20 protein-coding genes are annotated in these 25,986 nt (G+C 69.0%); 5 read left to right on the top strand and 15 right to left on the bottom strand.

The genetic code is table 11. From position 1 onward, the window contains the following. Window positions 1–24: 24 nt before the first annotated feature. A complete protein-coding gene (locus tag QO011_RS22445) occupies window positions 25–3,780 on the bottom strand; it encodes an AsmA family protein (RefSeq protein ID WP_307276714.1) in 3,756 nt (1,251 codons plus the stop codon). A 168-nt stretch (window positions 3,781–3,948) separates the two neighbouring features. On the opposite strand from QO011_RS22445, the gene QO011_RS22450 reads away from it, so the two are divergent. Beyond that, window positions 3,949–4,278, top strand: a complete 330-nt coding sequence (locus tag QO011_RS22450) for a hypothetical protein (RefSeq protein WP_307276717.1) — start codon at window positions 3,949–3,951, stop codon at window positions 4,276–4,278. Between the two features lie 124 nt (window positions 4,279–4,402). On the opposite strand, the gene QO011_RS22455 is transcribed toward QO011_RS22450, so the two are convergent. Continuing rightward, window positions 4,403–5,815 carry an FAD-binding oxidoreductase gene (locus tag QO011_RS22455; protein ID WP_307276720.1) on the bottom strand — a complete coding sequence of 471 codons (1,413 nt, stop codon included), beginning with the start codon at window positions 5,813–5,815 and terminating at the stop codon, window positions 4,403–4,405. 188 nt (window positions 5,816–6,003) lie between these two features. On the opposite strand from QO011_RS22455, the gene QO011_RS22460 reads away from it, so the two are divergent. Continuing rightward, a complete protein-coding gene (locus QO011_RS22460) occupies window positions 6,004–6,522 on the top strand; it encodes a thioesterase family protein (protein ID WP_307276723.1) in 519 nt (172 codons plus the stop codon). A 91-nt stretch (window positions 6,523–6,613) separates the two neighbouring features. Here QO011_RS22460 and QO011_RS22465 read toward each other — a convergent pair whose 3' ends face one another. After that, window positions 6,614–6,871 (bottom strand): GlsB/YeaQ/YmgE family stress response membrane protein, encoded by a 258-nt coding sequence (locus tag QO011_RS22465; RefSeq protein WP_307276726.1) that lies wholly within the window; start codon window positions 6,869–6,871, stop codon window positions 6,614–6,616. A 203-nt stretch (window positions 6,872–7,074) separates the two neighbouring features. On the opposite strand from QO011_RS22465, the gene QO011_RS22470 reads away from it, so the two are divergent. Further along, window positions 7,075–7,548, top strand: coding sequence for a YidB family protein (locus QO011_RS22470; RefSeq protein ID WP_307276728.1), 474 nt, complete (start codon window positions 7,075–7,077; stop codon window positions 7,546–7,548). A gap of 150 nt (window positions 7,549–7,698) precedes the next feature. Here the strand turns inward: QO011_RS22470 and QO011_RS22475 are convergent, their stop codons facing one another. After that, window positions 7,699–9,246, bottom strand: a complete 1,548-nt coding sequence (locus QO011_RS22475; RefSeq protein WP_307276732.1) for an acetolactate synthase large subunit — start codon at window positions 9,244–9,246, stop codon at window positions 7,699–7,701. 155 nt (window positions 9,247–9,401) lie between these two features. On the opposite strand from QO011_RS22475, the gene QO011_RS22480 reads away from it, so the two are divergent. Together QO011_RS22480 and QO011_RS22485 are read left to right on the top strand one after the other, a co-directional pair. Further along, a complete protein-coding gene (locus QO011_RS22480) occupies window positions 9,402–11,768 on the top strand; it encodes an ATP-dependent helicase (protein WP_307276736.1) in 2,367 nt (788 codons plus the stop codon). Between the two features lie 113 nt (window positions 11,769–11,881). Continuing rightward, the gene (locus tag QO011_RS22485) at window positions 11,882–12,310 is read left to right on the top strand and encodes a hypothetical protein (RefSeq protein WP_307276739.1); all 429 of its coding nucleotides are present in this window, start codon (window positions 11,882–11,884) and stop codon (window positions 12,308–12,310) included. A 177-nt stretch (window positions 12,311–12,487) separates the two neighbouring features. Here QO011_RS22485 and QO011_RS22490 read toward each other — a convergent pair whose 3' ends face one another. The 11 genes from QO011_RS22490 to QO011_RS22540 form a co-directional block, all read right to left on the bottom strand. After that, entirely contained in the window at window positions 12,488–12,703 is a 216-nt protein-coding gene (locus QO011_RS22490) for a CsbD family protein (RefSeq protein ID WP_307276744.1), read from the bottom strand. A gap of 111 nt (window positions 12,704–12,814) precedes the next feature. After that, window positions 12,815–13,045, bottom strand: a complete 231-nt coding sequence (locus tag QO011_RS22495; RefSeq protein ID WP_307276747.1) for a DUF6894 family protein — start codon at window positions 13,043–13,045, stop codon at window positions 12,815–12,817. 179 nt (window positions 13,046–13,224) lie between these two features. Continuing rightward, window positions 13,225–14,181, bottom strand: coding sequence for a sugar ABC transporter substrate-binding protein (locus QO011_RS22500; protein WP_307276751.1), 957 nt, complete (start codon window positions 14,179–14,181; stop codon window positions 13,225–13,227). Window positions 14,182–14,220: 39 nt separating this feature from the next. Beyond that, window positions 14,221–15,024, bottom strand: coding sequence for an ATP-binding cassette domain-containing protein (locus QO011_RS22505; RefSeq protein WP_307276755.1), 804 nt, complete (start codon window positions 15,022–15,024; stop codon window positions 14,221–14,223). Then, complete coding sequence (locus tag QO011_RS22510) at window positions 15,021–16,148, bottom strand: ABC transporter permease (protein WP_307276758.1); 1,128 nt, start codon at window positions 16,146–16,148, stop codon at window positions 15,021–15,023. The genes QO011_RS22505 and QO011_RS22510 overlap by 4 nt, the downstream gene beginning before the upstream one ends. Then, window positions 16,075–18,300: a LamG domain-containing protein gene (locus tag QO011_RS22515; protein ID WP_307276760.1), complete on the bottom strand. Its 2,226-nt coding sequence runs from the start codon at window positions 18,298–18,300 to the stop codon at window positions 16,075–16,077. Before QO011_RS22515 ends, QO011_RS22510 begins: the two co-directional genes overlap by 74 nt. 73 nt (window positions 18,301–18,373) lie before the next feature. Next, window positions 18,374–19,624 carry a DegT/DnrJ/EryC1/StrS family aminotransferase gene (locus QO011_RS22520; protein WP_307276763.1) on the bottom strand — a complete coding sequence of 417 codons (1,251 nt, stop codon included), beginning with the start codon at window positions 19,622–19,624 and terminating at the stop codon, window positions 18,374–18,376. Window positions 19,625–19,704: 80 nt separating this feature from the next. Beyond that, window positions 19,705–21,213, bottom strand: coding sequence for a rhizopine catabolism transcriptional regulator MocR (gene mocR / locus QO011_RS22525; protein ID WP_307276766.1), 1,509 nt, complete (start codon window positions 21,211–21,213; stop codon window positions 19,705–19,707). A gap of 182 nt (window positions 21,214–21,395) precedes the next feature. Beyond that, window positions 21,396–22,535, bottom strand: coding sequence for an efflux RND transporter periplasmic adaptor subunit (locus QO011_RS22530; RefSeq protein ID WP_307276769.1), 1,140 nt, complete (start codon window positions 22,533–22,535; stop codon window positions 21,396–21,398). A gap of 18 nt (window positions 22,536–22,553) precedes the next feature. Next, entirely contained in the window at window positions 22,554–25,718 is a 3,165-nt protein-coding gene (locus QO011_RS22535; protein ID WP_307276771.1) for an efflux RND transporter permease subunit, read from the bottom strand. Then, window positions 25,712–25,969: a hypothetical protein gene (locus QO011_RS22540; protein WP_307276774.1), complete on the bottom strand. Its 258-nt coding sequence runs from the start codon at window positions 25,967–25,969 to the stop codon at window positions 25,712–25,714. The genes QO011_RS22535 and QO011_RS22540 overlap by 7 nt, the downstream gene beginning before the upstream one ends. Window positions 25,970–25,986 lie beyond the last annotated feature (17 nt).

The raw sequence follows: 25,986 nt of genomic DNA on the forward strand, positions 1-25,986 counted from the left end.
GAAGCTGCTTAGGCGCTCGGCCGCTCACCCCCCCGGCGAGGGGCTCGCCGGCGCCGGAGGCCTAGCCTCGATCGCCGGGAAGTGCGGCAGCGGCACGGGCTGGGTGGCGCCGACCGGCGGAATGGCGGTCGGCGGGACGGCCAGGGATGGCGTCTGCGGCGCGGCCGGAGCGGTCGGTGCGGCCGGTGGCTGCGCCAGGGTCGGCGTCGTCAGCGGCAAGGTCGGCGGCGCGGGCTGGCGCGGCTGCTCGGCCGCCCGGGCGTCGTCGAGCCGCTTCTGCGCCTCGGCGGCCTTGCGAGCCTCCTCCGCCTTGCGGGCCTCGTCGGCCGCGCGCTGGGCGTCGACGAGCTTCTGCATGCGTGCGGCCTCGGCCCGCCGCGCATCCTCCAGCGCCTTGTCGCGCGCCTGCTTCTCGGCTTCCAGCGCTTCCAGCTTCTTGGCCTCCTGCTCCGCCGCCCGGACGGTCAGCCATGCCGTCAGGGACGACACGTCGACCTGGCGGCGCAGGGCGTCCAGCGGCCCGCCGATCGAGACCTGGATCGCCGGCGGCGGCCCGCCGAAGCCGTCGGAGGGCGCGGCCGGAGCCAGGAGCAGGTCCGCCTTCGCCGTCATGGCCGAGAGGTCGAGCGCGCCCGACAGCGAGACGCCGGTGGTCGCCCCCCGCGCCGTGGTGGTGGCGAGCCGCAGCACGCCGCCCGCCAGGCTGAGGGAGCCGCCGATATCGCCGAGCGGCAGCGGCGCCTGGGCGAGGCTCTGCTCGAACAGCGGCCGCACGCGCCCGAGCTCGGGGGCCAGCCCTCCGTCCACGGCCGCGACCGTGGTGCCGAAGGCGGTTTCGGACAGGCGCGGCAGGCGCGGCTGATGCAGCGCCACCGTGCCGCCGCCGGTCAGGGAGGTGACCAGCGCCGCCGGCGTCGGCCCCGTCCCCTGCACGTCGGCGCTGAGGTCGAGGCGGCCGCTGACCTCCCGCGTGTCGAGCGCCGCGCCGGCGAGGGCGACGCTGCCGGTCAGCGCCGCCTGCTGGGCGGCCCGCGAATAGCGCAGCGACGCGCTCAGCACGCCGCCGCCGAGCTTGGCCTTCAGGCCGTCGATGCTGACCGCGCCCGGCTCCAGCGTCAGGACCGCCCGCGCCTCGGTCGCCGCCGGCAGCCGCGGCGAGAGCACCAGGCTGTCGGCGGTCAGCGCCAGCTGTCCGGTCACCCCGTCGAGCGCGCCGGCCCCGAACGGCGTGCCGGACCAGACCGAGCCGGAGGACGGCGAGGCGAGAAGGTCGCTGCCGGTGGCCAGCGAGCCGAGCTGCAGCGCGTCGGCGGTCTGCAGGTTGAGCCGTCCCTCGACCCTGACCGGCGAGGCCGGCGTACCCGGCGAGCCCGGCGAGCTTAGCGAGCCTGGCGAGCCCGGTGTGATCGCGATCGCGCCGGCCAGCGGCACGCCGAACATCGCGCCGGTGAGGTCGTCGAGAACGAGGCGCCCCTTGGTGGCGCGGAAACCCGTGTCGATCTCGGCGACGTCGCCGGGCAGAACCCCGGGCAGCGCCACGCCGAAGAGCTGGGCCGGCGCGAGCACGTCGTTCGACTGCGCCCTCACCCGGCCGTCGACGGCCGGCGTCGTGGTGAGGCCCGTGGCCTTGCCGCTGCCCTGCAGGCCGATCCCGGCACCGTCGAAGGAGGCGCTCCAGCGGGCCGGCCCCTCGAGCGGGCCGGCGAGCGCCGCCTGGAAGGTGGAGCGGCCCGGAATCGTCAGCGGCAGGGGCGAGAGGCCGATCTGGCGCAGCAGCTTGACCACGTCGAGGCTGTCGGCCCTCAGCCGCGCGTCCAGGTCGGGCCGGGCGGCGTCGCCGGTGAGGTCCAGCGAGAACTGCGTCACCGTGCCGCCGAGCTTGCCGTCGAGGGTGACGCGCCGGTCGGCACCGAAGGAGACGACGATGTCGGCCCGCGTCGGCGACAGCTCCGGCGCGCGCTCGGCGAAGGCGTCGAGCAGCCCGGCCGGCAGGGGACTGCGCCTGAGCGCCGTGGCCAGGCCCGTCAGGTCGCTACCATCCACCGCGACGCGGATCTCGCCCTGCGGCACCGCGCCGATATTGTCGATGCGGCCGTTGGCGTGCAGGCTGGTGCCGCCGAGATCGTCGACGACGACGTCCTCCAGCACCACCAGCTTGCCGCCGACCTTGACGCGGCCGCTGGCGGTCTTGGCTTCGACCCCGGCGAGGGCGAGGGATTCGGCCGAGAGCGTGACGTCGACCTCGGAGAAGGCGGAGGAGGCGCCCGGCAGCAGCGCTGCGGCCGACGGCAGGAGATCGAGATCCAGCCGCTTGGCCGTCAGGTCGGCCTCGACCCGCCCGGCATCGCTGTCGGGCGCCAGCCGCGCCCAGAGCAGCCGGCCCTGCACGGTGGCATCGTCGATGGCGAGTCTGAGCTTGGACAGCGACACCGAGTCGCCGTCGGCGGTGACGGCGGTATCAAGGTCGAGACGCCGCGCCGCGTTCGGCGCGGTGACGCGGTCGACGCCCTGCATCCAGGCCAGCAGGCTCGAAGCCTGGCGCGCGTGCAGCGACATGGTGCCGGCGAAGCGCTCCTTGCCGTCGACGGACTGCACATCGCCGGCAAGCGAGAGCCGCCCCTGCCCCGGCAGGCCGGCCTGGAGGCCAGTGATGCTCCAGGCCGTGCCGTCGGAGTGCAGCTCGGCCGTGACGTCCTGCAGGAGCTGGCCGCCGAGCATCACCCCCTGGGCCTTGAGGGCGATGACGGCGGGAACGGCCGTGACCGCGACCGCGGGAAGCGCCTCCTTCAGGCGCCGCAGCGCCGCCAGCGGCGCAATGCCGCGCTCCGGCGTCGCGCCCGCGAAGCGGTCGAGATCGACCTGCATTGCGGCGAGCCGGGCGTCGAGGCGCGTGTCCTTGCCGATCGCCATCTCGGCGGTGCCGGTCAGCTTCAGAGCGCGCTCGTCCGGCCCGATCTGGACCGCGACATTGTCGGCGGTCATGGCGGCCGCCGTCAGCGTCATATGGGCCGCCAGCGTCCAGGGCTCCTCGGGCGGCGCCTTGTCGCCGCGCATGTCGACGGGGATGCGGGCGAGCGTGCCGATGCCCTCGAAGGCCGGGCGCCCCTCCTGCATCCGGATCGCGCCGTCGAAATCCAGGGTGAGCGGACGGTCGGCCGGCACCAACGTCGCCTTGATCGTCAGCCCGCGCTCGCTCGCCGCGCCGGTGGCGATCTTCAGCGTGTGCGGCACGCCGGCGATCTGCAGGCCGCCCTCGGCCTTGAACGGCCCCGACAGCGACCGAGCCTCGCCGACCAGGCGCAGGCCGTCCACCGTGAGCTCCTGCCCGGAGGCGGGATCGGCAAAGTGGATCGAGCCGTCCTGCACCTCGAAGCTGTCGATCGAGGCCGCGCCCGGCGCGGCCTGGTGCGACAGGGGCTGGATCCGGCCGTCCGGGCCTGCCGTCATGGTCAGCTTCGGGCTGGTCAGCACCAGGTTGGAGAGCTCGAAGTCGCCGCGCAGCAGCGCGGTGAGGCTGAGATCGCCATCCACGCCCTCGACGGTGAGCTGCGTGGTGCCGCCGGGCTCGCCGATCGATACGCGGTGCAGCGACAGCCAGGGCTGCGGCAGAACATGCGCCTCCACCGCCCCCTCGATCCGCACCGGAACGCCGAGATGGTCCGTCAATCGCTGCGCGATGGTCTCGCGCCAATTGTTCCAATCGACATAGAGCGGCGCGGCGAACAGAGCCGCAAACGCCACGATCAGCAAAAAACCGACAACGGTGAGCGCCTCGCGCACGCCGGACATTCCTCTTGAGCCTGGAGACTTCCGACATGACCCCATCGGGGCCGCCGGGTCAAACACAGAAGCCGATTTTTGTTTGACGCAGAGGTGCTCCACGTCAAAAAAATTTTGCGCAGCTGCGCTACGGGGAGGGAACATCCCGAAACGAACGACGTTCCCCGTATGCCCACCTCTTCGGCCGGTGCAATCATGTCACGTCAACTCAGATCCAGATTCGCGCTTGCGACCATGGTCGTCGTTGGCGCGGGCGTCGCTTTGTTCGTCGGGGGAGCATTCCGTGCGCCGCAGATCGCGCCGACGCGCGTCGCCGCCGCCGACGGCCTGATCCTGCATTCCATCGAGGGCGGCGTGCAGGCCAGCGGCTATATCGACGGCAGGCCTGTGCCCTCCGGGTTGAAAATGCCGATCGTGATCCGCTGGAAGCCGCGCGACCAGACGGTGCCGGTGGACAAGGGAACCGAGACCAGGGCCTCGCTCCTGCCTGCCCCGTAGCGGCGGGCCGGCGTCCGCCGCGGCATGACGGCTCGTTCGAGACGGCCGGTTGCGCGATAACCCGCTACGCGGGCCGCGCGACAATCGGCTACGCCGATTGCGCGGGGATGATCCGCTCCGCGGATCACGCTGGGATGATCTTGCCCGGGTTCATGATGTCGTCGGGGTCGAGGGCCTGCTTGACCGCCCGCATCATGTCGAGCGCGGGCCGGCCGTGCTCCTCCATGAGGTATTTCCTCTTGGCCTGGCCGACGCCGTGCTCGCCGGTGCAGGTGCCTTCCATGGCGATGGCCCGGTGCACCAGCCGCTCCAGGAAGGCCTTGCACACCGCCACCTCCTCGGCGTCCGCCATGTCGATCAGCGGCTGCACGTGGAAGTTGCCGTCGCCGACATGGCCGACGATCGGGGCAATGAGGCCGGTCGCCTCGATGTCGCGGCTCGTCGCCTCGACGCATTCGGCCAGGCGCGAGATCGGCACGCACACATCGGTCGGCACGCTGCGCGCGCCGGGCCTCAGCGTGGTCACGGCCCAATAGGCGTTGTGGCGCGCCGTCCACAGCCGCGAGCGATCCTCGGCCTTGGTCGCCCATTCGAACGGCCCGCCCTCGAACTCGGCGGTGATCTCGCCGAACCGCTCCGCCTGCTCGGCCACGCCCGCCGAGGTGCCGTGGAACTCGACGAACAGCATCGGCGTCTCCGGCAGGGAGAGCTGGGAATAGGCGTTGCTGGCGCGCACCATCAGGGGATCGAGGAGCTCGATCCGCGCCACCGGCAGGCCGGTCTGGATGGTCAGGATCACCGCGTCGCAGGCCGCCTTCACCGACGGGAACGGGCAGATCCCGGCCGCGACCGCCTCGGGAATGCCGTGCAGCTTCAACGTCAACTCGGTGATGATGCCGAGCGTGCCTTCGGCGCCGACGAGGAGGCGCGTCAGGTCGTAGCCGGACGAGCTCTTGCGGGCCCGCCGGGCGGTATGGACCACCTCGCCGTTGGGCAGCACCGCGGTCAGCGACAGCACATTGTCCTTCATCGTGCCGTAGCGCACGGCGTTGGTGCCGGAGGCGCGGGTCGAGGCCATGCCGCCGAGCGAGGCGTCGGCGCCGGGATCGATTGGGAAGAACAGGCCACGGTCGCGCAGATGCTCGTTGAGCGCCTTGCGCGTCACGCCGGGCTGCACCACGACGTCGAGGTCCTCGGCATGCACGGCCACGACCGACGTCATCATCGACATATCGACCGACAGGCCGCCGTACGGAGCGTTGACGTGCCCCTCGAACGAGGTGCCGGTGCCGAAGGGGATCATCGGCACGCGATGGGCGGCGCAGGCCTTGACGATCTCCACCACCTCCTGCGTCGACAGCGGATAGGCGACCGCGTCCGGCGGCTCAGGGTCGACCCAGGTCAGCGTGTTGGTGTGCTGCATCCGGACGGCTTCGGTCGTGACGAGGCGATTGCCGAGCAGCGGGGTCAGCGCCGCCAGCACCGGCTCGACCGCATCGGCGGTAACACGTTGGCGGCGATGCGTTTTTGTTTCCATGTGTTGCTGTTACCGCTTGAGGCTGGCGAATCTTCGCCTACACTGTCGGCAGTGGGCAGTTTCGGCAAGCCACGATCGTCGGCGACGGCCCGGAGACGGCCGCGGCGGCAGCGGATCGGGAGGAGTGGCCGGCCATTGTCCACCTCCGTGAAAGTCCGGCGCTCGCAAACGCCGTGGAGGATTGCCGAATGCTCGACGCCAGCAACCCGCCGGCGCTGTTCTTCGCGCCGTTCGTATCGTCGCCGATGCGGATCGAGCCGCATTGGATCGATTATAACGGCCATCTCAACATGGCCTATTACCACGTCCTGTTCGACAATGCCCTGGGCGAGGCCCTGGCGCTGGTCGGCCTCGGCGAGGATTACGTGCGCGAGCGCGACCGGTCGTTCTTCACCGGCGAGGTCCATGTCGTCTACAAGCGCGAGCTGCGCCTGGAGGACCCGGTGCGCGTGCGCCTGCAGCTGGTCGACTATGACGAGAAGCGCCTGCATATCTTCGAGGAGCTTTGCCACGCCTCCGAAGGCTGGGTCTCCGCCACCTGCGAGCTGATCTCGCTGCATGTCGACCTCGCCACCCGCAAGGTCACGCCCTTCCCGCAGGACATCATCCGCAACCTCGAGCAGATGCGGTCCTCGCACGGCTGGCTGCCCACGCCCGAGATCGTCGGCCGCTCGATCCGCATGCCGGCGCGGCTCGCCGCGCAGTGAGGCCGGCGGCGCCTGCCGCCTCACGCCCGCGGCGAGCTCGAAAGAAGGCTTGCGGGACTCGCCGCCCCGCAAGCCGGAACCGGGCGCAGGCTCAAAGGGAACGCTTGCCCACCACCGCGTGATAGACGAACAGCACGACGACGGCGCCGATCACCGAGACGATGATGCTGGCGAAGTTCACCCCCGTCACGCCCGGACCGCCGAGCGCCGAGGACAGGAAGCCGCCGACGACGGCGCCGACGACGCCGAGCACGATGTCCATCAAGAGCCCCTGCCCGCTCTTGTTGACGATCTTGCTGCCGATGAAGCCTGCGATCAGGCCGAGAACGAGCCAGGAGACGATACCCATGATGCGATAGTCCTCCCAAAAGCAAAGCGGTTCCGGTACTATCCCGTCATCTGCGGGAATGCCTATCGATAGGGTCAAGCATCCCGTAGAAGCAAGAAGAGAAATCGGCTCGACCGGGCCGCGGGGGCACTTGCCCACCGCTGCGGTCCCGGCCATGCTGCCGGGGTCGGCAAAAGCCGTTCCGCTTCTCGATGGAGGACGATATGGGACTTTTCGACGACGCCCTGAAGAACGCCGTGCCCGACGGCAACCTCACCAAGCCTCTGATCATCGCCGCCGGCGCGCTGATCCTCGGCAAGATGCTGAGCGGCCGCAGTGCGCCCCAGGAGGCCCAGCCGGCGCCGCAGCCCGTGCCGCAGGCGCCGCCTCCCGGCGCCGCGCCGGCGGGCGACGACGGCGGCCTGCTCGGCGGCCTCGGCGGCCTGCTCGGCAAGCTGCAGCAGGGCGGCCTTGCCGACGCGGCCAACAGCTGGGTCGGCACCGGCCAGAACCAGCCGGTGCAACCGGGCCAGCTCGGCCAGGCGCTCGGCCAGAGCACGATCAGCGACCTCGCCAAGCAGGCGGGCATCAGCGAGCAGGACCTGCTCAACGGCCTGTCGCAGGTCCTGCCCGGGCTGATCGACAAGCTGACGCCGAACGGGCGCGTCCCGACGCATTCGGAGCTCGGCAGCTTCTAGAGCGTGATCGCTTCAAGTTGAATCGACCACACTCTCTATCTCTTTGTTTTTACGCATTGTCTTGACGCGAACCGAGTGCCGGTTCGCCGGAAGATGCTTTGGCACCGGCAGGGCGGAGAGGCGGCGCGTCTCTCCGCCCTGCCCCGGCGATCACAGGACCGCTTCGATGAGGAAGGGGCCGGGCCGCTTCAGTGCCGCGCCCAGCACGTCGCGGAAGGCCTCGCAGGTCGAGGCTCGTGCCGCCTCCACGCCGAAGCCGCGGGCCAGGGCGACCCAGTCGAGCGCCGGCTCGTCCAGGGTGAGCATGCGCTCGGCATTGCGGCCGAAGCGGGTGACGCCGACGGCCCGCATCTCGCCCTGCAGGATGGCGTAGGCCCGGTTGGCGAACACGATCGTCACCACGTCGAGGGCTTCGCGCGCCTGGGTCCACAGCCCCTGCAGCGTGTAGAGGCCGCTGCCGTCGGCCTGCAAGGCGATGGTCTTGCGTCCCGGGCAGGCGACCGCCGCGCCGCAGGCGAGCGGAATGCCGATGCCGATCGCCCCGCCGGTGTTCATGAGATAGTCGTGCGGGGCAGCCCCTTGCGTCAGGGCGTAGAACCGCCGTGCCGACGTCAGGGCCTCGTCGCAGATCACCGCCTGCTCCGGCATGGCCTGCGCCAGGATGACGGCGACCGCATCCTCGCTGAGCGCGCCGCCGGGCGTGCCGGCCTCCGCCGGTGCGGGGCCGTCCCCCGCCGCCGGGCCGGTGCCGAGGATGTCGGCCAGGCCCTGCAGCGCCGAGGCCGCGTCCTCGCCCGGCCGCGCCAGCGTGAGCAGGGCGCAGGTCCCGGGGGTGAGGCGGCTCGGCTTGCCGGGATAGGCGAAGAAGGCGACCGGCGGCGGCGCGTCGACCAGCACCAGCACGTCGAGATCGGCGAGCGCCGCCAGCGCCAGGTCGATGGGATAGGGGATGCGCGTCACCGGCGGGTGGCCGCGCCCGCGCTCCATGCGGCCGATCAACACCTCGCCGAACAGCCGGATCCCGTGCCGGCGGGCGATGCGGCCGGCGGCAGCCAGCGCCTCGCCGTGCCCGGCGCGGCCGCCCAGCAGCATGCCGACCCGGCCGGGGGCCCGGCGCACCGCCTCGGCGACGGCGCGAATCGCGCCCGGGTCCGCGGCGACGGGGCCGAGCGGCGGGTGCGGTTCGACGGGGGGCGTCGATGCGGCGCTCCAGGCGGCATCGGCGGGGAGGATGACGGTGGCGACGCCCGGCAGGGCAACCGCCGCCTCGCAGGCCGCCCGGGCGGTGGGGCCGACATCGTCGGGACCCGAGGCCCGGCGCAGCCAGTGCGACACCGGCCGGGCGAAGCTCTCGATGTCGCTGGTCAGCGGCGCGTCGAAGTGCAGGTGATAGGCGGCGTGGTCGCCGACCACGTTGACGATCGGCGTGCGCGCCCGGCGGGCATTGTGCAGGTTGGCCAGCCCGTTGGCGAGGCCGGGGCCGGTGTGCAGCAGCGTGGCGGCCGGCTTGCCCGCCATCCGGCCGTAACCGTCCGCCGCGCCGGTGACCACCCCCTCGGACAGGCCGAGGATGCAGCGCATCTGCGGCCGCCGGTCGAGCGCCGCGACGAAATGCATTTCCGAGGTGCCGGGATTGGCGAAGCAGACATCGACCCCGTGGGCCAGCAGCACGTCGCAGAGATGGTCGGCACCGTTCATGGCAGGCCCCCCGGGGATCTGGTGCCAAGCTAGCGCCGTTCGCCTCCGCCTGCATAGCGGTCGCGGCCGCCGCGGCGGTGCACGACTGCGCCGGCGGGGTCGTGCGGAGGCATGGCAATCTCGACGCCGCTCCCCATCTGTTCCATGGTCTCGTGATGGAATCACCCGAACAGAGCCGCGTGCCCGACGCCTCCGCCCCGCCTCCCCGTCCCGCTCCCGGCGGCATCGCCGCGAGGGCGCGCGCCCTCGCCGCCCCGGCGGCCTATCTCGCCGGGCTCAACCCCGAGCAGCGCGCCGCGGTGGAGACGCTGGACGGGCCCGTGCTGGTGCTGGCCGGCGCCGGCACCGGCAAGACGCGGGTGCTGACCACGCGCATCGCCCATATCCTGGCCAGCGGCCGGGCTTCGCCGCACCAGATCCTCGCCGTCACCTTCACCAACAAGGCGGCGCGCGAGATGCGCCAGCGCATCGGCACGCTGATCGGCGAGAGCGTCGAGGGCATGCCCTGGCTCGGCACCTTCCACGCCATCGGCGTCAAGATCCTGCGCCGCCATGCCGAGCTCGTCGGCCTCAAGTCCAGCTTCACCATCCTCGACACCGACGACCAGGTCCGGCTGATGAAGCAGGTGATCGAGGCCGAGGGCATCGACGAGAAGCGCTGGCCGGCCCGCCAGCTGGCGCAATGGATCGACGGCTGGAAGAACCGCGGCCTGACGCCGGACCTCGTGCCCGCCGGCGAGGCGGCGGGCTTCGGCAACGGCCGCGGCGGCAAGCTCTACGGCGCCTATCAGGAGCGGCTGAAGACGCTCAACGCCGTGGATTTCGGCGACCTGCTGCTCGAGACCATCCGGCTGTTCCGCCAGAATCCCGGCGTGCTGGCCGATTATCACCGGCGCTTCCGCTTCATGCTGGTCGACGAGTACCAGGACACCAACACGGCGCAGTATCTGTGGCTGCGCCTGCTGGCCCAGACGCCGGCGGGCGAGAGGCCGAACCTGTGTTGCGTCGGCGACGACGACCAGTCGATCTATGGCTGGCGCGGCGCCGAGGTCGACAACATCCTGCGCTTCGAGAAGGATTTCCCCGGCGCCGTGGTGATCCGCCTGGAGCGCAACTACCGCTCCACGGGCCATATCCTGGCCACGGCCGCCCATCTGATCGCCCACAACGAGGGGCGGCTCGGCAAGACGCTGTTCACCGACGACGAGGAGGGCGAGAGGGTCACGGTTTCCGGCTCCTGGGATTCCGGCGAGGAGGCGCGCGCCATCGGCGACGAGATCGAGGCGCTGCAGCGCAAGGGCCAGTCCCTCGACGAGATCGCCATCCTGGTCCGCGCCTCGTTCCAGATGCGCGAGTTCGAGGACCGCTTCGTCACGCTCGGCCTGCCCTATCGCGTCATCGGCGGCCCGCGCTTCTACGAGCGGGCCGAGATCCGCGACGCCCTCGCCTATTTCCGCGCCACCGTGCAGACGGCCGACGACCTCGCCTTCGAGCGCATCGCCAACGTGCCCAAGCGCGGCCTGGGCGAGGCGACCATGCAGATCCTGCACGACTATGGCCGCCGCAACGGCGTGCCGCTGATGCAGGCGGCCCGGGTGCTGGTCGAGACCGAGGAGCTGAAGCCCAAGCCGCGCCAGACCCTGCGCGATCTGATGACGTCGTTCGCGCGCTGGGCGGCCCAGGTCGAGGCGCTGCCGCACCAGGAGCTGGCCGAGCTGATCCTGGAGGAGAGCGGCTACACCGAAATGTGGCAGAAGGACCGCTCGGCCGAGGCGGCGGGCCGGCTGGAGAACCTCAAGGAGCTGGTCCGCTCGATGGAGGGCTTCGAGAACATGGCCGGCTTCCTCGAGCACATTTCGCTGGTCATGGACACGGCCGAGGGTGACGGCGAGGAGAAGGTGTCGATCATGACCCTGCACGCCGCCAAGGGCCTGGAATTCGAGACCGTGTTCCTGCCGGGCTGGGAGGAGGCGCTGTTCCCGCATCCGCGCTCGCTCGACGAGAACGGCCGGGCCGGCCTCGAGGAGGAGCGGCGGCTCGCCTATGTCGGCCTGACGCGGGCGCGCCGGCGGGCCAAGGTGTGGTTCGCGTCCAATCGCCGCATCCACGGCCTGTGGCAATCGACCATCCCCTCGCGCTTCGTCGACGAGCTGCCGGAGGCGCATGTCGAGGTGGTGCAGGCCGCGTCCTACGGATCGAGCGGCCTCGGCATGAGCCGCTTCGACCGGGCGCAACCCTTCGCCGGCTCGAGCTATGCGACGCCGGGATGGCAGCGTGCGCAGGCCAACATGGCGGCGGGCTTCAAGGCGACGGCCGGCCCGCGCCGCGAATCCATGACCATCGAAGGCGAGCTGGTGGCCAAGTCCACCGGCACCGTCTCGCCGTTCAAGGTCGGGGACCGGGTGTTCCATCTCAAGTTCGGCAATGGCGACGTGGCCGAGGTCGACGGCAACAAGCTCTCGGTGGACTTCGACAAGGCCGGCCGCAAGCGTGTCGTCGACAGCTTCGTCGAGCGGGCCTGACCGCGGATGAACCGTATATGAACGGCCGGTGCATCGGCCATTCAGTGCCGGTATCATACAAATGCCCGCATCATCAGGCAGGCTCATCTAGAACGAGCCAGATGGAGGCTTTGATGTTCCGCAAACTTGCGACGGCTTTGGTCGCCACTCTTGTGATTGGCGGCTCGGTTCTTTCCACGACCAGCTCTGCAGAGGCTGGCGGGAGTGTCTTCATCCCGCGTCACGGCGGCGGTGGCTGGGGCCATGGCGGCGGTGGCTGGGGTCATGGTGGCGGTGGCTGGGGTCATGGTGGCGGCGGCTGGGGCCGTGGCGGCGGCTGGGGTCACCGCGGCGGCTGGGGCTGGGGCGGCGCTGCCGCGGCCGGCTTCGTCGGCGGCGCGTTGCTGGGCTCGGCCCTGGCGGCTCCGGGCTACGGCTACTATGACGGCCCCGACTACTACGCCCCCGGCCCGGCCTATTACGGCCCTGCCTGCTACTGGCGTCGGCAGCGCTTCTTCGACGGCTACTACTGGCGCGTGCGCCGCGTCGAGGTCTGCGACTGACGCAGCCTGACCCTGCCGATCCCAAAGAGCCGGCCCGAAAGGCCGGCTTTTTGCTGCGTCCGCGCAGAGCCTGGCCAGAAACGTGAAAAGCCCGCCTCGGCGGACCGGGACGGGCTCGGGCAACCGGATGCCGACGACGCGGCCCCGGGCGGGGCCGGCGCGTCGGCGCACGGCGGCTCAGAGTTGCTTGCCGGTGGCCTTCGCCGCCTTGTTGGCGCCGGCTTTGACGGCGGCCTTGGCATCGCCGACGGCCTTCTGGACGCGGCCCTTGGCTTCCTGCGCCGCGCCTTGGGCTTCCATCTGCCTGGAGCCCGTGGCCTTGCCGGCGGCCTGCTTCACCTTGCCCGCCGCCTGGTTGGCGATGCCGGACACCTTGTCAGCCGTGCTACCCATGACGTTCGACCCTCCCGCGACGCGTCCCCCATGGGGCGCCATCGCGGCCCCACAACGCCGTTGCGGCCCGTTTGTTCCATGAAGCCGGCAAAAAGGATCGCTTCGGCCGACTCAGTGCAGCGCCGTGGCGAACTCGAGGAAGAACAGCACGTCGCCCTGCTCGTCGGTGCATTCGAAGGCGCTGGCGGAGACGTCGATGCCGGCCAGGAGAGCGTCGACCAGCACCGCCCGGACCGCCTCCATGCCCTCTTCCAGGGCCTGCGCGACATCGCGCGCCTCATAGCCCTCGTCGTCGATCGTCAGGCCGTCCTGCTGGCGCAGGTGAAAGTAGAACCGAGACATGACCGATCCCGCAAATGGAGAGGTTCTGCAGGCTCAATATCGAACGATCCCGATCCGTTCCTTTTCTTGATGGCCCGCGTTTCCCATTCTGATCATAGACGCGGCCACGTGAGCCAATCAAGAAGAAGGCGTGCAGCGCACGCCTTCTTCAACCCCTTGTTGACGACGCCGGCGGGGACTCAGTCGCCGGGGTGGTCCTTCAGGAATTGCGCGGCATTGTCCCTGGTGATGATGCCCTGGATCGGTACAGCGACGTCGCCGGGCTTCTCGCCGGCAAGAACGCGAGCCGCCGTATCGACCGCCGTTTCGCCAAAGGCCCAGTACGGATAGATCACCGTCGCATCGATGATGTCACCGGCGGCGATCATTTTCACGGCAGCGGCCTGGCCGTCATGACCGATGACGAGCATATCCTTGTTGGCCCGTTTCAGGGCTTCGACCGCGCCGATCAGCGCGATGTCCGTATCGGAATAGAGCCCCTTCAGGTCCGGGAACGCGGTGAGCCAGTTTTCCATCAGGGCCCGCGCCTTGAGGGGATCGCAGAAGGCGTCACCGGTCACCGCGACCTTGATACCGGAGCCCTGGAGTCCATCGAGGAATCCATCCTGCCTGTTGTCCATCTGGGTGTTGCCGGCGTAGCAACGAAGGACGGCAATCCTGTCACCCGGCTTCAGTTTGCTGGCCATGTATTCGCCGGCGGGCCTTGGGGCGGCGCGGTCGTCGAACTGAATTCTCGCGGCGGCATTTTTCAAGGTCGGGATCGGGACCGAGTTGGTGATGACCTTTACGCCCTGCGCCTGCGCCTTTTCCAGAGCGGGCGTCAGTTGTTCGCCGGCCTCACCGGGGTCGATGACAATGACGTCGAGTCCTCTCGTAACCGCAGACTCGATTTTTGCGATCAGCTCGGGAGCGGTGTTTCTGCTTGCGCCGGCCGTGAACTGGAACTTGATTCCCGGATACTTGCCGGCTTCCTTCCTGGCGGCATCGAGTTGGCTGATATAGGCTTGGTCGTCCAGGGTCGGCACGATATAGAGGACTTGTCCGGTTGGACGCTGGGCGAGGGCATCGAGCGGGAAGCATGCCAGGGAGCCCATTGCCGCCAGGCCGAAAAGCAGATTCATCGTCCGATTGGTCACGTCGTTCTCCCTCTGCTGGTTGAGATCCTATCCAACGGCTTATTGCGCCGGGCCCCGGTGATCCATGTGCCGGGCCGCGGCGGACGCCCCGACGATCATCGAGACGATGTGCTCCTGAAGCTCGGGGATGGCCTCGCACTCCCCGACATTGCGGCCTTGCCGGAGCACGGTGGCACGATCGCAAACCTCCAGGACTTCCTGGATGTTGTGGCTGATCAGAATGACCGAGATGTCCTGTTCGGCGAGCCGCCGGATCATCCGGCGGACATTGCGTTTCTCGCGCAGGCCCAGCGCCGCGGTCGGCTCGTCGAGGATGACGATGCGTCCGGCAAAAGCGAAGCTCCGTGCGATTGCGACCGCTTGGCGCTGCCCGCCTGACATGAGCCCGATCGGCTGATAGGGGTCCTTGATGCGAACCTCGAGCACCTCGGTGTACCGCTTCCATTGCTCGACCATCTTGCGGCGGTTGAGGAAGGACAGCGGACCGAGGAAGCGTCCGTAGGACTCTTCGCGGCCGATGAAGATGTTCTCGATGACATTGAGGTTGTCGAAGACCGCGAGATCCTGGAACACCGTCTCGATGCCATGACTGCGTGCATCGGCCGAGGACTGGAAATTCACAACCTTGCCGTCGAGTCGGATCTCGCCGCTGTCGACGGAGTGGACGCCGGAGAGTGCCTTGATCAGCGTCGATTTGCCGGCCCCGTTGTCGCCGAGGAGCCCAAGGATCTCGCCCTTGTGCAACGTGAGGCTGACGCGCTCCAGCGCGACGACCGAGCCGAAGGATTTCGAAACGTCCCTGACTTCGAGGACGGCGGGGCGATCGGTGTTCGTCGTGATCATTGTGCGTGCTCCCGGGCCTGCATGGCGCGGAGCTTCGTTTCCAGCCGGCCGCGGACCATGTCGATCTGCAGCGCGACGAGGATGAGGAGGCCGATCGCGACCGTCTGGTAGAAGGGCTCGACGCCGAGCAGATCGAGGCCATTCTTGATGACGCCGATGATCAGCGCGCCGACGAGGACGTTCCAGATATTGCCGCGGCCGCCGAAGAGGCTGGCGCCGCCGATGACGACGGCGGTAATGGCATAGAGTTCCAGGCCGGCGCCCGCCATCGGCGTCGCGGCATCCGTTCGCCCCGCGGTGATGATGCCCGCGAGTCCCGCGGTCAGGCCGCAGACCGTATAGCAGAATAGAACGATGGCCTTGGTCGGCACGCCGAGCTTCTCGGCGGCCTCCGGATTGCCGCCGACGGCATAGATCCAGCGGCCGAGCTTGGTCGATGTGACCAGCACGCCGAGGAGCGCCGCAAGGCCGAACAGGATCACGACCGGCGTCGGCAGGAGGCCGACGAAGCTGTCGCCGAGAAGGGCGAGCTCCGGCGGCAGACCGGCCACGACCTTTCCGCCGGTGGTGATTTGCGCGGCACCGCGCGCGATGCTCATCGTCGCGACTGTCACGATCAGCGGCTGCGGTACTTTTCCGGACGTGATGAGGCTGCCGTTCACGGCTCCAGCGGCGGCGCCGACCGCAAGGCAGGTGATGATCTGCGCAAGGCCATGGCCGGGGAAGGCGACGACGCTGACCATCGTCGCAAGGGCAAGGACGGAGCCCACGGAAATGTCGATGCCGCGGGCGAGGATGACGAAGAGCTGGCCGAGCGCGAGCACGCCGACGACTGCGCTCTGGACGCCGATGTTCTGAATATTCCCGACGGTGAGGAAGTACGGCGATAGCAGCGCGAAGGCGAGGCACAATACGAGAAGGATCAGGGGCGGACCGAGGCGGATCGCGGCGCCGAGGACGGAGATGAGCCTCGCACGCCCCGAGATCGCACGGGGGTCGGTCTCGCCTCGATCAAAGTCCGGTGTTGCAGCCGATTCTGTCATCTGTGCGCTATCCCCTTTCGGTGGTGCTCGCGTCGGGCCGCCGATCGCCCGGCGGCAGACCGCCGAGCTTGCGGAGGACATTGCCGGTGATGCGCGAGACGTTGTTGTCGTAATTGTTGTGCGAGAGGCTTCCGCACCACGAGATCGAGCCGACGGAGAACACCGCGCCGCCGTGGCCGGTCTCGAAGTAGACCATGTCCGCCCTGATCTTCTGCCATTGTTCGCGGCGCGACAGTCCGGAGACGTCCCCATGCTCCTCGATCGGCGGGGAGTAGGTGTCGCCATGGCCTGTGGCGGTTGCGAGGTGGATGACATCGCGCGGCGTCGGCAAGTCGTCGCTGAGGCTGTCGACCTCGTCGCCGGCCGCACCGCCGAGGACGAGCCCGAAATCGCCTATGGTTTCCGTGTCCGACACACCTTCGAAAATGAAGGCCGCCCGCGGATCGAAACTGCCGGGCAGGCGCCGATAGCCGGGCGAGACGGAATCATAACCCATCGCGCGGAAGCCGATGCCGACCAGCTGATTGGGCGGCAGGCCGCGATGGCGCCAGAGGCCGCCGAGCTCCCCGGTGGTGCTGTGGTGGAGCTCGCCCGGAGCCGAGGTCCAGGCGCGGCCGCCGGCATTGCCTCGGCGCACTTCGATCAGGTGGGGCCGCTCGGAACTGACCGAGGTCACCCAGTAGTAGCCGTTGCCGCCGAGATACATGTGGCTGCCGCCGCACTGCAGATAGGCCTCGAGCCCGGTGCGCATCGCTCCCGTCCAATATTCGGGATGGGTGCCGCTGAGCACGACGTCGTAGGGATCGAGCAGGCTCATGCCTTCGTGGTGGAGGTCGTGGTCGGTGATGACGTGGTAATCGATGCCCTGCGCCTCGAGCCAGTCGATGAGATAGAGGTCGGCCGCCAGGTGCCTCGGCGTGCCGAACTGCCACTGCCGATAGTCGGGCCGCATGTTGGGAATGGGACGGAGAAAGCTCGAGTGGCAGACACCCGATCCATCCGAATGCTTGTCATAGATCGACAGGCCGAACTCGGGATGCGCGGCGAGATAGAGGTCGAGGTCGTTGGCCTCCATAGGCCGCTTCTGAAAGAACGCGCGGTATTCGGGGAGCCCGCGCAAGGATTCATCGGCATAGGCGAGATAGGTCATCGTCGGCAGGAGGAGGAGGACGCTGGCCTTCTCGCTTCCCGGCCGGACGACGAACGGGATTCGGTCGCTTGCGTCCGCCGCCGTAAGCCGCAAGGCATAGACGCCGCTGCGCTGCGCCGCCGGAAGCTGCCATGTGACGGAGGTTTTCCAAGCGGCGTCCTCCAGATCGTCGTCGTGGAAATGGATCGCGCCATATTCGGCCGGCGCATGCCGGAAGTGGTGCTCGCTGCCGGCCCAGCCATGGCCGGTGACAGCCCGCGTCGGGGCATTGACGAGAGTGCCGTGCAGCGCGTGCGGACCGCTGTCGCACAGGATCATCGTCCCGATCCCGACGGAGAAATCCCAGGCGGCGACAAGGTCGAGCCGGGCCGAGCCCGGGTCGGGCGCCGCGAAGAGCTGCCCGATTTCGGCGTCGGTCAACGCACGCCCGACGAGCGTCGGACGCTCGATCTTGCCATTGAAATGGCCGTCCGGCTCGCCCGACGCTCCGGTCGCCGCAATCAGGAGCGGCACATCGTTCTCCAGGACGGACAGGTCGACCGGACGAACCAACGCGGGGCCCGGGGCGCGATCGACCGCCGCCTGCAGGAGCCGGACCTCTTGGCGAGCGGCGTCGAACACGGCCGCCACGCGAGTCCAGCGGCGGCACTCCAGCGGTAGGCCGGTGCCCACGGAAACGTCGCGCACGCCGTCGCCGAGCCAGAAGGTGAGGTCGCCGTCCGGCCCCACCCCGAGGGCATAGCCCGATGCGCCCCGGCGCTTCGAGACCAGCCCCTGGCCACTCCCTTTCGGCGCGGCCGTGGGGAAGACCCAGGCGCAGAGCGTAAAGCTGCCCGCCGGGCAGAGGACGTCGTGGTGGGGAACGCAGCCATAGGATCCAGCCCGAGCAATCTGCTTCTCTCCTGGAAACTCGCCCAGTTCGGCGACGCGTTCCTCCTTGAAGCCGGGACCGTTCTCGTCGCCGTGGATGAGGCGAACGATGTCGGCGCCATAGCGCTCGAAGTCCGTGCTGACCTTGAATGCGATCGCGCCCCCGGGCGCGACGCTCAATCTGTCGGCGTAGCCCGTCAACTCGTGGATCATCTCCATCCCCTCGCAGCCGAACGTCACCAGACGAACGAGGAGCGCCGCTGCGGTTCAGCGGCGCCCGCGGCTGTCATGCGTCCTCTTTGAGGTCGAACCGCCGCGCCTCGATCGGCTCGACATTCCCGAGCTCGGCCTCGCACGCCGACAGGTCGCCCATGGCGACGCGCCCGGCGATATCGATGTTGCGGCAGATGTTGGCGATGTCCGCCTCCGTATGCCGAGGGTGGGTCGGCACCAGCACCGTCCGCGCCAGGATCGCGAGCGAATCCGCGCACATTTCGCGCGTGTAGGTCTTCCGGCAGTCCTTGTTCGCGGCCATGCGGAACGGGTTCATCTCCGGATGCGCCGCCCCGTCGCCGGTGAGCACCTGGTCCCATTCCGTATAGGTGTGCCGGCCGGTCCGGCCCGCGACGACGCTTGGGAACACCTTCGAGAACGCCGCCGCCGCGCCTGCGGTCGGGAACGTCAGGATGGCGTGCGTGGCGCAATCATCGGCAGGGCTGTGGAGCGGCGCGGCACGCACGCCGAGCCGCGCGAGGCTCTTCACCACGGCGAGGATGGCATCGCGCTCCTCGCGCATCACGGCGACCATGCCGTCGATACGGTCGAGCTGCACGTTGAGCATCGCGCCCATCAGCTCGCTGGCGCGGGCGCCGTTGCCGGCGAACGGTTTCACCGACTCGTTGCGCCCCTGCCAATAGAAATTGCAGGGATCGATGGCGCAGCGCATGCGCTCGGCAAAATAGTCGCTGTTCGTGGAGACGCCGCCGCCCTCGCCGGCCGTCATGTTCTTGTAGTAGTTGAAGCTGTAGCAGCCGACATCGCCGATGCTGCCGAGCTTCCTGCCCTCGTAGCTGCCGCCGACGCCCTGGCAGGCATCCTCGATGACGATGAGGCCGTGCTTGCCGGCGATGGCCATGATCGGGCGCATGTCGCAGGCCGTGCCCCACATGTGCACCGGGATGACGGCCCTGGTCTTCGGGCCGATGGCGCGCTCGAAGGCCTCGGGATCCATGGTGAGGCTCTCGTCGATGTTGACGAAGACCGGAATGGCGCCCGCGGCCAGGACCGACGTCGCGGTCGCCATGTAAGTGTGGGCCGGGATCAGGACCTCGTCACCCGGCCCGAGGCCGACGCCGACGACGGCCGCCACGAGGGCATTGGTGCCGCTGGCGGCGAGCGCCGCATGCTTGACGCCGAGATAGGCCGCATAGCGCGCCTCGAAGCGGGAGCACTCCTGCCCGACTCCGTACCTGAACAGGGCATCGGACCTGACAACGCGGGCGAGCGCGTCGATCTCCTCCTCGCCGACGATATACATGGCGTTCTCCTCGAATTCAGCGTCTGTGGTCGAGGAGAAGGTAGCGAAAGGCCATTGGTCCCCAGAAGGGCCAATGATTGTCAATGTTGAGGAACCACTTCCTTCTCGCCTGCCGAGGATGCGGCGTGGCGCGTGTCGAAGGTCTGGAACAGATTGCGCAGCCCAGCCACGGCGGCGTGGCTTTCGCGCTCGGCAAGCCGGGCATAGCCGAGGAGCAGGCCTCTCTGGGGCTCATCGCAATGGAAGTTGGCGGAAAGCGGCTGTGCGTCAATGCCGTGCAGCGCCGCCTCCTGCGCCACCTGGCGGTCGTCGAAGGGCTTCCTGAAGCGGCCGAGCAGCTGAATGCCGCTGTCGCTCGCCGATACCTCCATCCATTCGCCGAGCTGGCTGGCGCAAAGCCCGAGCAGGTAGGCCTGCCGCTTGGCATAGAGCGATCGCATGCGCTTGAGGTGGGCTGCGAAATGCCCCTCGCGGATGAAGTCCGCCAGCGCCGCCTGCAGGATCAGCGGCGCGAACTGTCCGGTGATTGCAAGCGCGCGGTCGATCGGCTCGACCAGCCCCATCGGCACGATGAGATAGCCGATGCGAAGTGACGAGAAGAGCGTCTTGCCGAAGGTGCCGACATAGACCACGCGCTCGGACGTATCGAGGCCCTGCAGCGCCGAAATCGGTTTGCCGCGGAAACGATATTCGCCGTCATAGTCGTCCTCGACGATCCAGGCGTTATGGCGAGATGCGAGTTCGAGCAGTTCCAGCCGTTCATCGAGCCGCATGATCTCGCCGGTCGGCCATTGGCACGAGGGGGTGATGTAGATCAGCCGCGGCGGAGGCAGTTGCGGATCGGAGAGCCGCCATCCCGTCTCCGACACGCGGAGCGGAGCGACCGTCGCTCCGCCGGCAAGCAGGGCCGTCCTGGCGCCGATATAGCCCGGCTCCTCGAGCCAGGCGGTGTCGCCGCTGTCCAGCAATGTCCGGGCGAGGAGGTCCAGCCCGGCCTGCGCTCCCGTGACGACCACCACCTGCTGCGGCGTGCACACCACCCCGCGCGCGACGGCCGCGTAGTGCGCTATGGCCTCGCGCAGGTCCGGATGCCCGCAGAAGCTGAAATAGGTGAGGATATCCTCCGAGCGGCTGTGCGCCCGCCGCGCCAGCAGCCTCGACCAGATCGAGAACGGGAAGCTCTCGGTCTCCGGATAGCCCGGGTGAAAGTTCAATTTCCTCGGGCTACGGCCAAACCGCGGCTGGCCCGCGATCATCCTGCCGCGGCGCGACAGTTCGGGAGCGGCCACGCGCTTTTCGGCGGGCAGGCCGGACTTCGGGCGGTCCATGATGCTGGAGACGACCGTGCCGGAGCCGATCCTGGACTCGACATATCCTTCGACGATGAGCTGCTCATAGGCGGCGATCACGCTGTTGCGCGCGACCTGAAGCGTCGCGGCAAGATCGCGCGTGGACGGCAGCCGGCTGCCGGGCGGCAGAGTCCCCTTCAGGATCTGCGCCCGCAGGCTGTCATAGATCTGCCGGTGGCCCGGCGAACCGGACTGTCGATCGATGACGATGCTGTCGAAAGGCAGAGCTCTCCGGTTCACGCAATGGTTCCTCGCTTACCGGAAAACCGGTCCTACTGAGGAACCATAATGGCGGTCGTCCTGCACTCCAAGGCCGATCAGCACCGCCCTTGGCGCACTATCGGACACGAAGCCGGGACCGTTTCAAGCACGATCTCGCCCGACCCATCCCGGTGCATCCGCCCCGGCGCTGCCGCGTTTCGTCATGCACCGGCCTTCTTCGGGATCGGCTGCACCGGCATGCCCGGCCCGATCTTCTGCAGGTTGCCGTCGATGACCTGGTCGCCGGCGGCGACGCCGCTCTCGATCACCACGAGATCGCCGTCCGTCGGTCCGAGCGAGACCAGGCGCTGCTCCACCGTGTTGCCGGCGCCGACGACATAGAGATATTTGCCGAGCTGGCTCGACCCCAGCGCCGTCTGCGGCACCATCAGCGCGTCGGGCTGCTCGCCGACATGCAGGCGGATGCGGACATACTGGCCGGGCAGCAGGCTGAAATCGCCATTGCCGATGGTCGCCCGCGCGGTGATCGTGCCGGTGCTGCGGTCGACCGCATTGTCGAGGAAGGTGAGCTTGCCCCGATGCGGCGTCGCCGGTCCGCCGGGCACGGTGATGTCGGCCTCCACCGCTCCCTCGGCCCGCGCCTTCTGGATCTCGGCGAGATCGCCCTCGCTCGGGTTGAAGGTCACGTAGATCGGGTCGAGCTGCACCAGCGTGTTGAGCGTCGTGCCGCCCACGCTCACCAGCGTGCCGACCGGCGCCTGGTTGCGCCCGAGCCGGCCGGCGAAGGGCGCCCGGATCTCGGTGTAGGCGAGGTTGATCTCGGCCGTGCGGATCGCCGCCCGGTCCATGGCGAGAGTCGCCTGTGCCTGCCGCACGGCGCTGGTGCGCTGGTCGAAGGTGTCCTTGGCCAGAAAGCCGCTCTTGGCCAGCTCGCTGCCGCGGTCGAGGTTGGAGCGCTGATAGTCGAGCGAGGCCACGTCGCGCTCGAGCTGTGCCTTGGCCTGGTCGAGCGTCGCCTCGTAGTCGCGCGAGTCGATGCGATAGAGCAGGTCGCCCGCCTTGACGTCGGCGCCGTCGGCGGCAGGCTGCTCCTGGAGATAGCCGGAGACCTTGGCCAGCAGCACGACGTTGCTGACCGATTCGGTGCGGGCGGGATAGTCGAGATAGAGCGGCAGCGACCGCTTGACCACGGCGGTGACGGGCACCGGCATGGCCGGCGGCGCCGCTGCCGGCGTTGCCGCCCCGGCGCGCTCGGTGCCGATCTCGTCCTGCACCAGCGGCACGAGCGAGGCAGCCGCCAGGACGACGGCCGTTCCCAGGAGGAGTTTCCAGATGCGCATGACGCAGCTCTCCAAAATCTATTCGGCGGCCTCGGCCAGCGGGCCTTGGCCATGTTCATCCGACGCCGGCTCCGGGCGATGCTCGGCGCCGCGCTCGCGCCAGCGCTCGATCATCGCGTAGAACACCGGCACGAAGACCAGGGTCAGCACCGTGGCGGCGACCATGCCGCCGAACACGGTGGTGCCGATCGACTGTCGGCTCGCCGCGCCCGCGCCCTTGGCGAACATCAGCGGCACCACGCCGAGGATGAAGGCGAAGGCGGTCATCAGGATCGGCCGCAGGCGCAGGCGTGCCGCCTCCATCGCCGCCTCGATGATCTCCAGGCCCTCCTCGCGGCGGCGCTTGGCGAACTCGACGATCAGGATGGCGTTCTTCGCCGCCAGGCCGATCAGCATGACGAAGCCGATCTGCGAGTAGACGTCGATCTGCATCTGCCGCAGCCAGAGCGCCAGGAGCGCTCCGAACAGGGCCAGCGGCACGGCGAGCAGGACCATGAAGGGCATGGACCAGCTCTCGTACTGCGCCGCCAGGATCAGGAAGACGAAGACGATGGCGAGGGCGAAGACCACCGAGGCGATCGAGCCGGCCTTCAGCTCCTGGAAGGTGATGCCCGTCCATTCATAGCCGAAATCCTCGGGCAGCGCCGCGGCTGCGGCCCGCTGCATGGCGACGACGGCCTGGCCGGAGCTGTAGCCGGGCGCGGCGCCGCCGTTGATCAGCGCCGAGCCGTAATTGTTGTAGTGCGGCACCGTCTCCGGCCCGACGATCGGGCGCAGCGTCCCCAGGGTGGAGAGTGGCACCATGCCGCCGGAGGCGTTGCGGACATAGAGGCGGGAAATGTCCGCCGCCGTGCTGCGCGCATCCTTGTCGGCCTGCAAAGTCACACGAAAGGTCCGACCGAACAGGTTGAAATCGTTGACATAGAGCGAGCCGAGATAGATCTGCAGCGTGTTGAAGACATCAGGCAGGCTGAGGCCCAGCAGCTTGGCCTTGTTGCGATCGAGGTCGTAGTTGAACTGCGGCGTCGAGGTGCTGAAGGTGGTGAAGAGCTGGTGCGGGTTGATCTCGGGCTGCTTGCGCGCCTCGGCGATCAGCGCCTGCGTCGCCTCGTTGAGCGCGACGGCGCCGCGCCCGGTGAGGTCCTCGACCTGGAACTCGAAGCCGCCGGTCGAGCCGAGGCCCGGGATGGACGGCGGATCGAAGCTGAGCGCGAAAGCGTCCGGGATCTGCAGGAGCTTCGGGCGCACCGAGGCGACGATGTTGGAGGCGCTCTCCGCCGGGCCGCGCTCGTCCCAGGGCTTGAGGATGGCGAACTCGACCGCCGAGTTCGACTGGGCCGCGCTGGTCAGGAAGTTGAGGCCGCTGATCGAGCCGACGATGTCGACGCCGGGCGTCGTGCGCAGGATCTCGCGCACCTGCCGGGCCACCGCGTCGGTGCGCTCGAGCGAGGCCCCGTCCGGCAGCTGCACCACGACGAAGAAATAGCCCTGATCCTCCACCGGCAGGAAGGTGGACGGGATCTGCTGCCACACCCAATAGGTGGCGCCGAGCCCGGCGACGAACAGCACGAGCAGGGCCCAGCGCAGGTGCACCAGGGTGCGCACGCCACGGGCATAGGCATGGGACAGCCAGTCGAAGACGGCGTTGAACCAGCGGAACAGCACGAACTGGGTCTGCGGCCGGTGGCGCAGGAAGGCGGCGCTCAGCGCCGGGCTCAGGGTGAGCGAGTTGAAGGCGGAGATGCCGACCGAGATCGCCACGGTGAGGGCGAACTGGTTGTAGAGCCGCCCGGCCACGCCGGGGATGAAGGCGACGGGCACGAACACTGCCATCAGCACGGCGGTGGTGGCGATGATCGGCCCGGTGACTTCCTTCATGGCGGCGCGCGTCGCCGCCAGCGGCGACAGGCCCGCCTCGAGCTGGCGCTCGACATTCTCCACCACGACGATGGCATCGTCGACGACGAGGCCGATCGCCAGCACCATGCCGAGCAGGCTCAGCATGTTGAGGGAGAAGCCCAGCATCTCCATGACGGCCAGGGTGGCGATCAGCGACACCGGAATGGCAATGGTCGGGATGATGGTCGTGCGCCAGCTCTGCAGGAACACGAACACCACGGCGACGACCAGGACCAGCGCCTCGCCGAGCGTGATCAGCACGTCGTGCATCGAGGCGGCGACGAAGCGCGTCGTGTCGTAGTGCATCGCGTAGGCGATGCCCTTCGGGAAGCGCGCCGACAGCTCCTCCATCTTGTCCTTGACCCGCTGCTGCAGGTCGAGGGCGTTGGAGCCGGGCATCTGGTAGACCGCCAGCACCACGGTCGGGTCCTCGCCGAAGAAGGCGGTCGAGGCATATTGCAGCGCGCCGAGCTCGATGCGGGCGACGTCGCGCAGGCGCACCACTGCGCCGCTCGCCGCCTCCGCCCGCACCACTATGTCGCCGAACTGCGCCGGATCGCTCAGGCGGCCGACGGCATTGACCTGCATCTCGAACGGCGTGCCGGCCGGCGCCGGCGACTGGCCGATCTTGCCGGCGGCGACCTGGACGTTCTGCTCGGCGATGGCGTTCTGCACGTCGACGGCGGTGATGCCGAGATTGGCGAGCTTGTCCGGGTCGAGCCAGACGCGCATGGAATAGCGCCGCTCGCCGAAGATCTGCACGTCGCCGACGCCCTGCAGGCGCTTCAGGGGATCGACGATCTGGAGATAGGCATAGTTGCTGAGCGCCACCGGATCGACCGAGCGGTCGGGCGAGGTCAGGTTGACGATCAGCACGAAGTTCGGGTTCTGCTTCTTGATCGTCACCCCGGCCTGGTTGACGATCGCCGGCAGCGAGGAGGCGGCCTGGGAGACGCGGTTCTGCACGTCGACCGCCGCCGTCGCCAGGGGATAGCCGACGTCGAAGGTGATGGTGATGGTCGAGGAGCCGTCGTTCGAGCTGGTCGAGGACATGTAGGTCATGCCCTCGACGCCGTTGATCTGCTGCTCCAGCGGCGTGGTGACGGTGTCGGCCACGACCTGTGCGCTGGCGCCGGGATATTGAGCGCTGACCACCACCTGGGGCGGCGTGATGTTCGGGAATTGCGAGACCGGCAGCAGGAAATAGCAAATGCCTCCGGCGAGCACCATGATCACGGCGATCGCGGAGGCGAAGATCGGCCGGTGGATGAAGAAGTTCACCATGGGCGATGCGTCCCCGCCATGCGGCGGGCCTCGGCGAAATGGATGCAGTCGCGCAGCACGTCGGCGCCGCCCTTCCAGGCGGCCGGCGCCCCCGGGCTGCGGGCCGGGCCGCCCTCGGACGCGAGGCGCCGCCCGATCCGTTCGAGCATGCCGCGCAGCGCCACGGGATCGATCTTGTCAGCCCGCATCAGCGCCAGCGTGACGGGATCGGTGAGCAGGTCGTCAAGCGTCAACTCCGCGTGCCGTGTCATGTGTCTGTCTCCGTCCG

The sequence above is a fragment of the Labrys wisconsinensis genome (genome assembly GCF_030814995.1).
Taxonomy (GTDB): domain Bacteria; phylum Pseudomonadota; class Alphaproteobacteria; order Rhizobiales; family Labraceae; genus Labrys; species Labrys wisconsinensis.

Coding starts and splice junctions, on each gene's coding strand:
- QO011_RS22510 (WP_307276758.1), bottom strand. CDS start 16,148: ATGTCCTCCGCAAGCTCGGCGGTCTGCCGCCGGGCGATCGGCGGCCCG.
- QO011_RS22455 (WP_307276720.1), bottom strand. CDS start 5,815: ATGGAAACAAAAACGCATCGCCGCCAACGTGTTACCGCCGATGCGGTC.
- QO011_RS22450 (WP_307276717.1), top strand. CDS start 3,949: ATGCCCACCTCTTCGGCCGGTGCAATCATGTCACGTCAACTCAGATCC.
- QO011_RS22480 (WP_307276736.1), top strand. CDS start 9,402: ATGGAATCACCCGAACAGAGCCGCGTGCCCGACGCCTCCGCCCCGCCT.
- QO011_RS22475 (WP_307276732.1), bottom strand. CDS start 9,246: ATGAACGGTGCCGACCATCTCTGCGACGTGCTGCTGGCCCACGGGGTC.
- QO011_RS22505 (WP_307276755.1), bottom strand. CDS start 15,024: ATGATCACGACGAACACCGATCGCCCCGCCGTCCTCGAAGTCAGGGAC.
- QO011_RS22495 (WP_307276747.1), bottom strand. CDS start 13,045: ATGTCTCGGTTCTACTTTCACCTGCGCCAGCAGGACGGCCTGACGATC.
- QO011_RS22530 (WP_307276769.1), bottom strand. CDS start 22,535: ATGCGCATCTGGAAACTCCTCCTGGGAACGGCCGTCGTCCTGGCGGCT.
- QO011_RS22520 (WP_307276763.1), bottom strand. CDS start 19,624: ATGTATATCGTCGGCGAGGAGGAGATCGACGCGCTCGCCCGCGTTGTC.
- QO011_RS22540 (WP_307276774.1), bottom strand. CDS start 25,969: ATGACACGGCACGCGGAGTTGACGCTTGACGACCTGCTCACCGATCCC.
- QO011_RS22515 (WP_307276760.1), bottom strand. CDS start 18,300: ATGATCCACGAGTTGACGGGCTACGCCGACAGATTGAGCGTCGCGCCC.
- QO011_RS22465 (WP_307276726.1), bottom strand. CDS start 6,871: ATGGGTATCGTCTCCTGGCTCGTTCTCGGCCTGATCGCAGGCTTCATC.
- QO011_RS22485 (WP_307276739.1), top strand. CDS start 11,882: ATGTTCCGCAAACTTGCGACGGCTTTGGTCGCCACTCTTGTGATTGGC.
- QO011_RS22535 (WP_307276771.1), bottom strand. CDS start 25,718: ATGGTGAACTTCTTCATCCACCGGCCGATCTTCGCCTCCGCGATCGCC.
- QO011_RS22460 (WP_307276723.1), top strand. CDS start 6,004: ATGCTCGACGCCAGCAACCCGCCGGCGCTGTTCTTCGCGCCGTTCGTA.
- QO011_RS22470 (WP_307276728.1), top strand. CDS start 7,075: ATGGGACTTTTCGACGACGCCCTGAAGAACGCCGTGCCCGACGGCAAC.
- QO011_RS22490 (WP_307276744.1), bottom strand. CDS start 12,703: ATGGGTAGCACGGCTGACAAGGTGTCCGGCATCGCCAACCAGGCGGCG.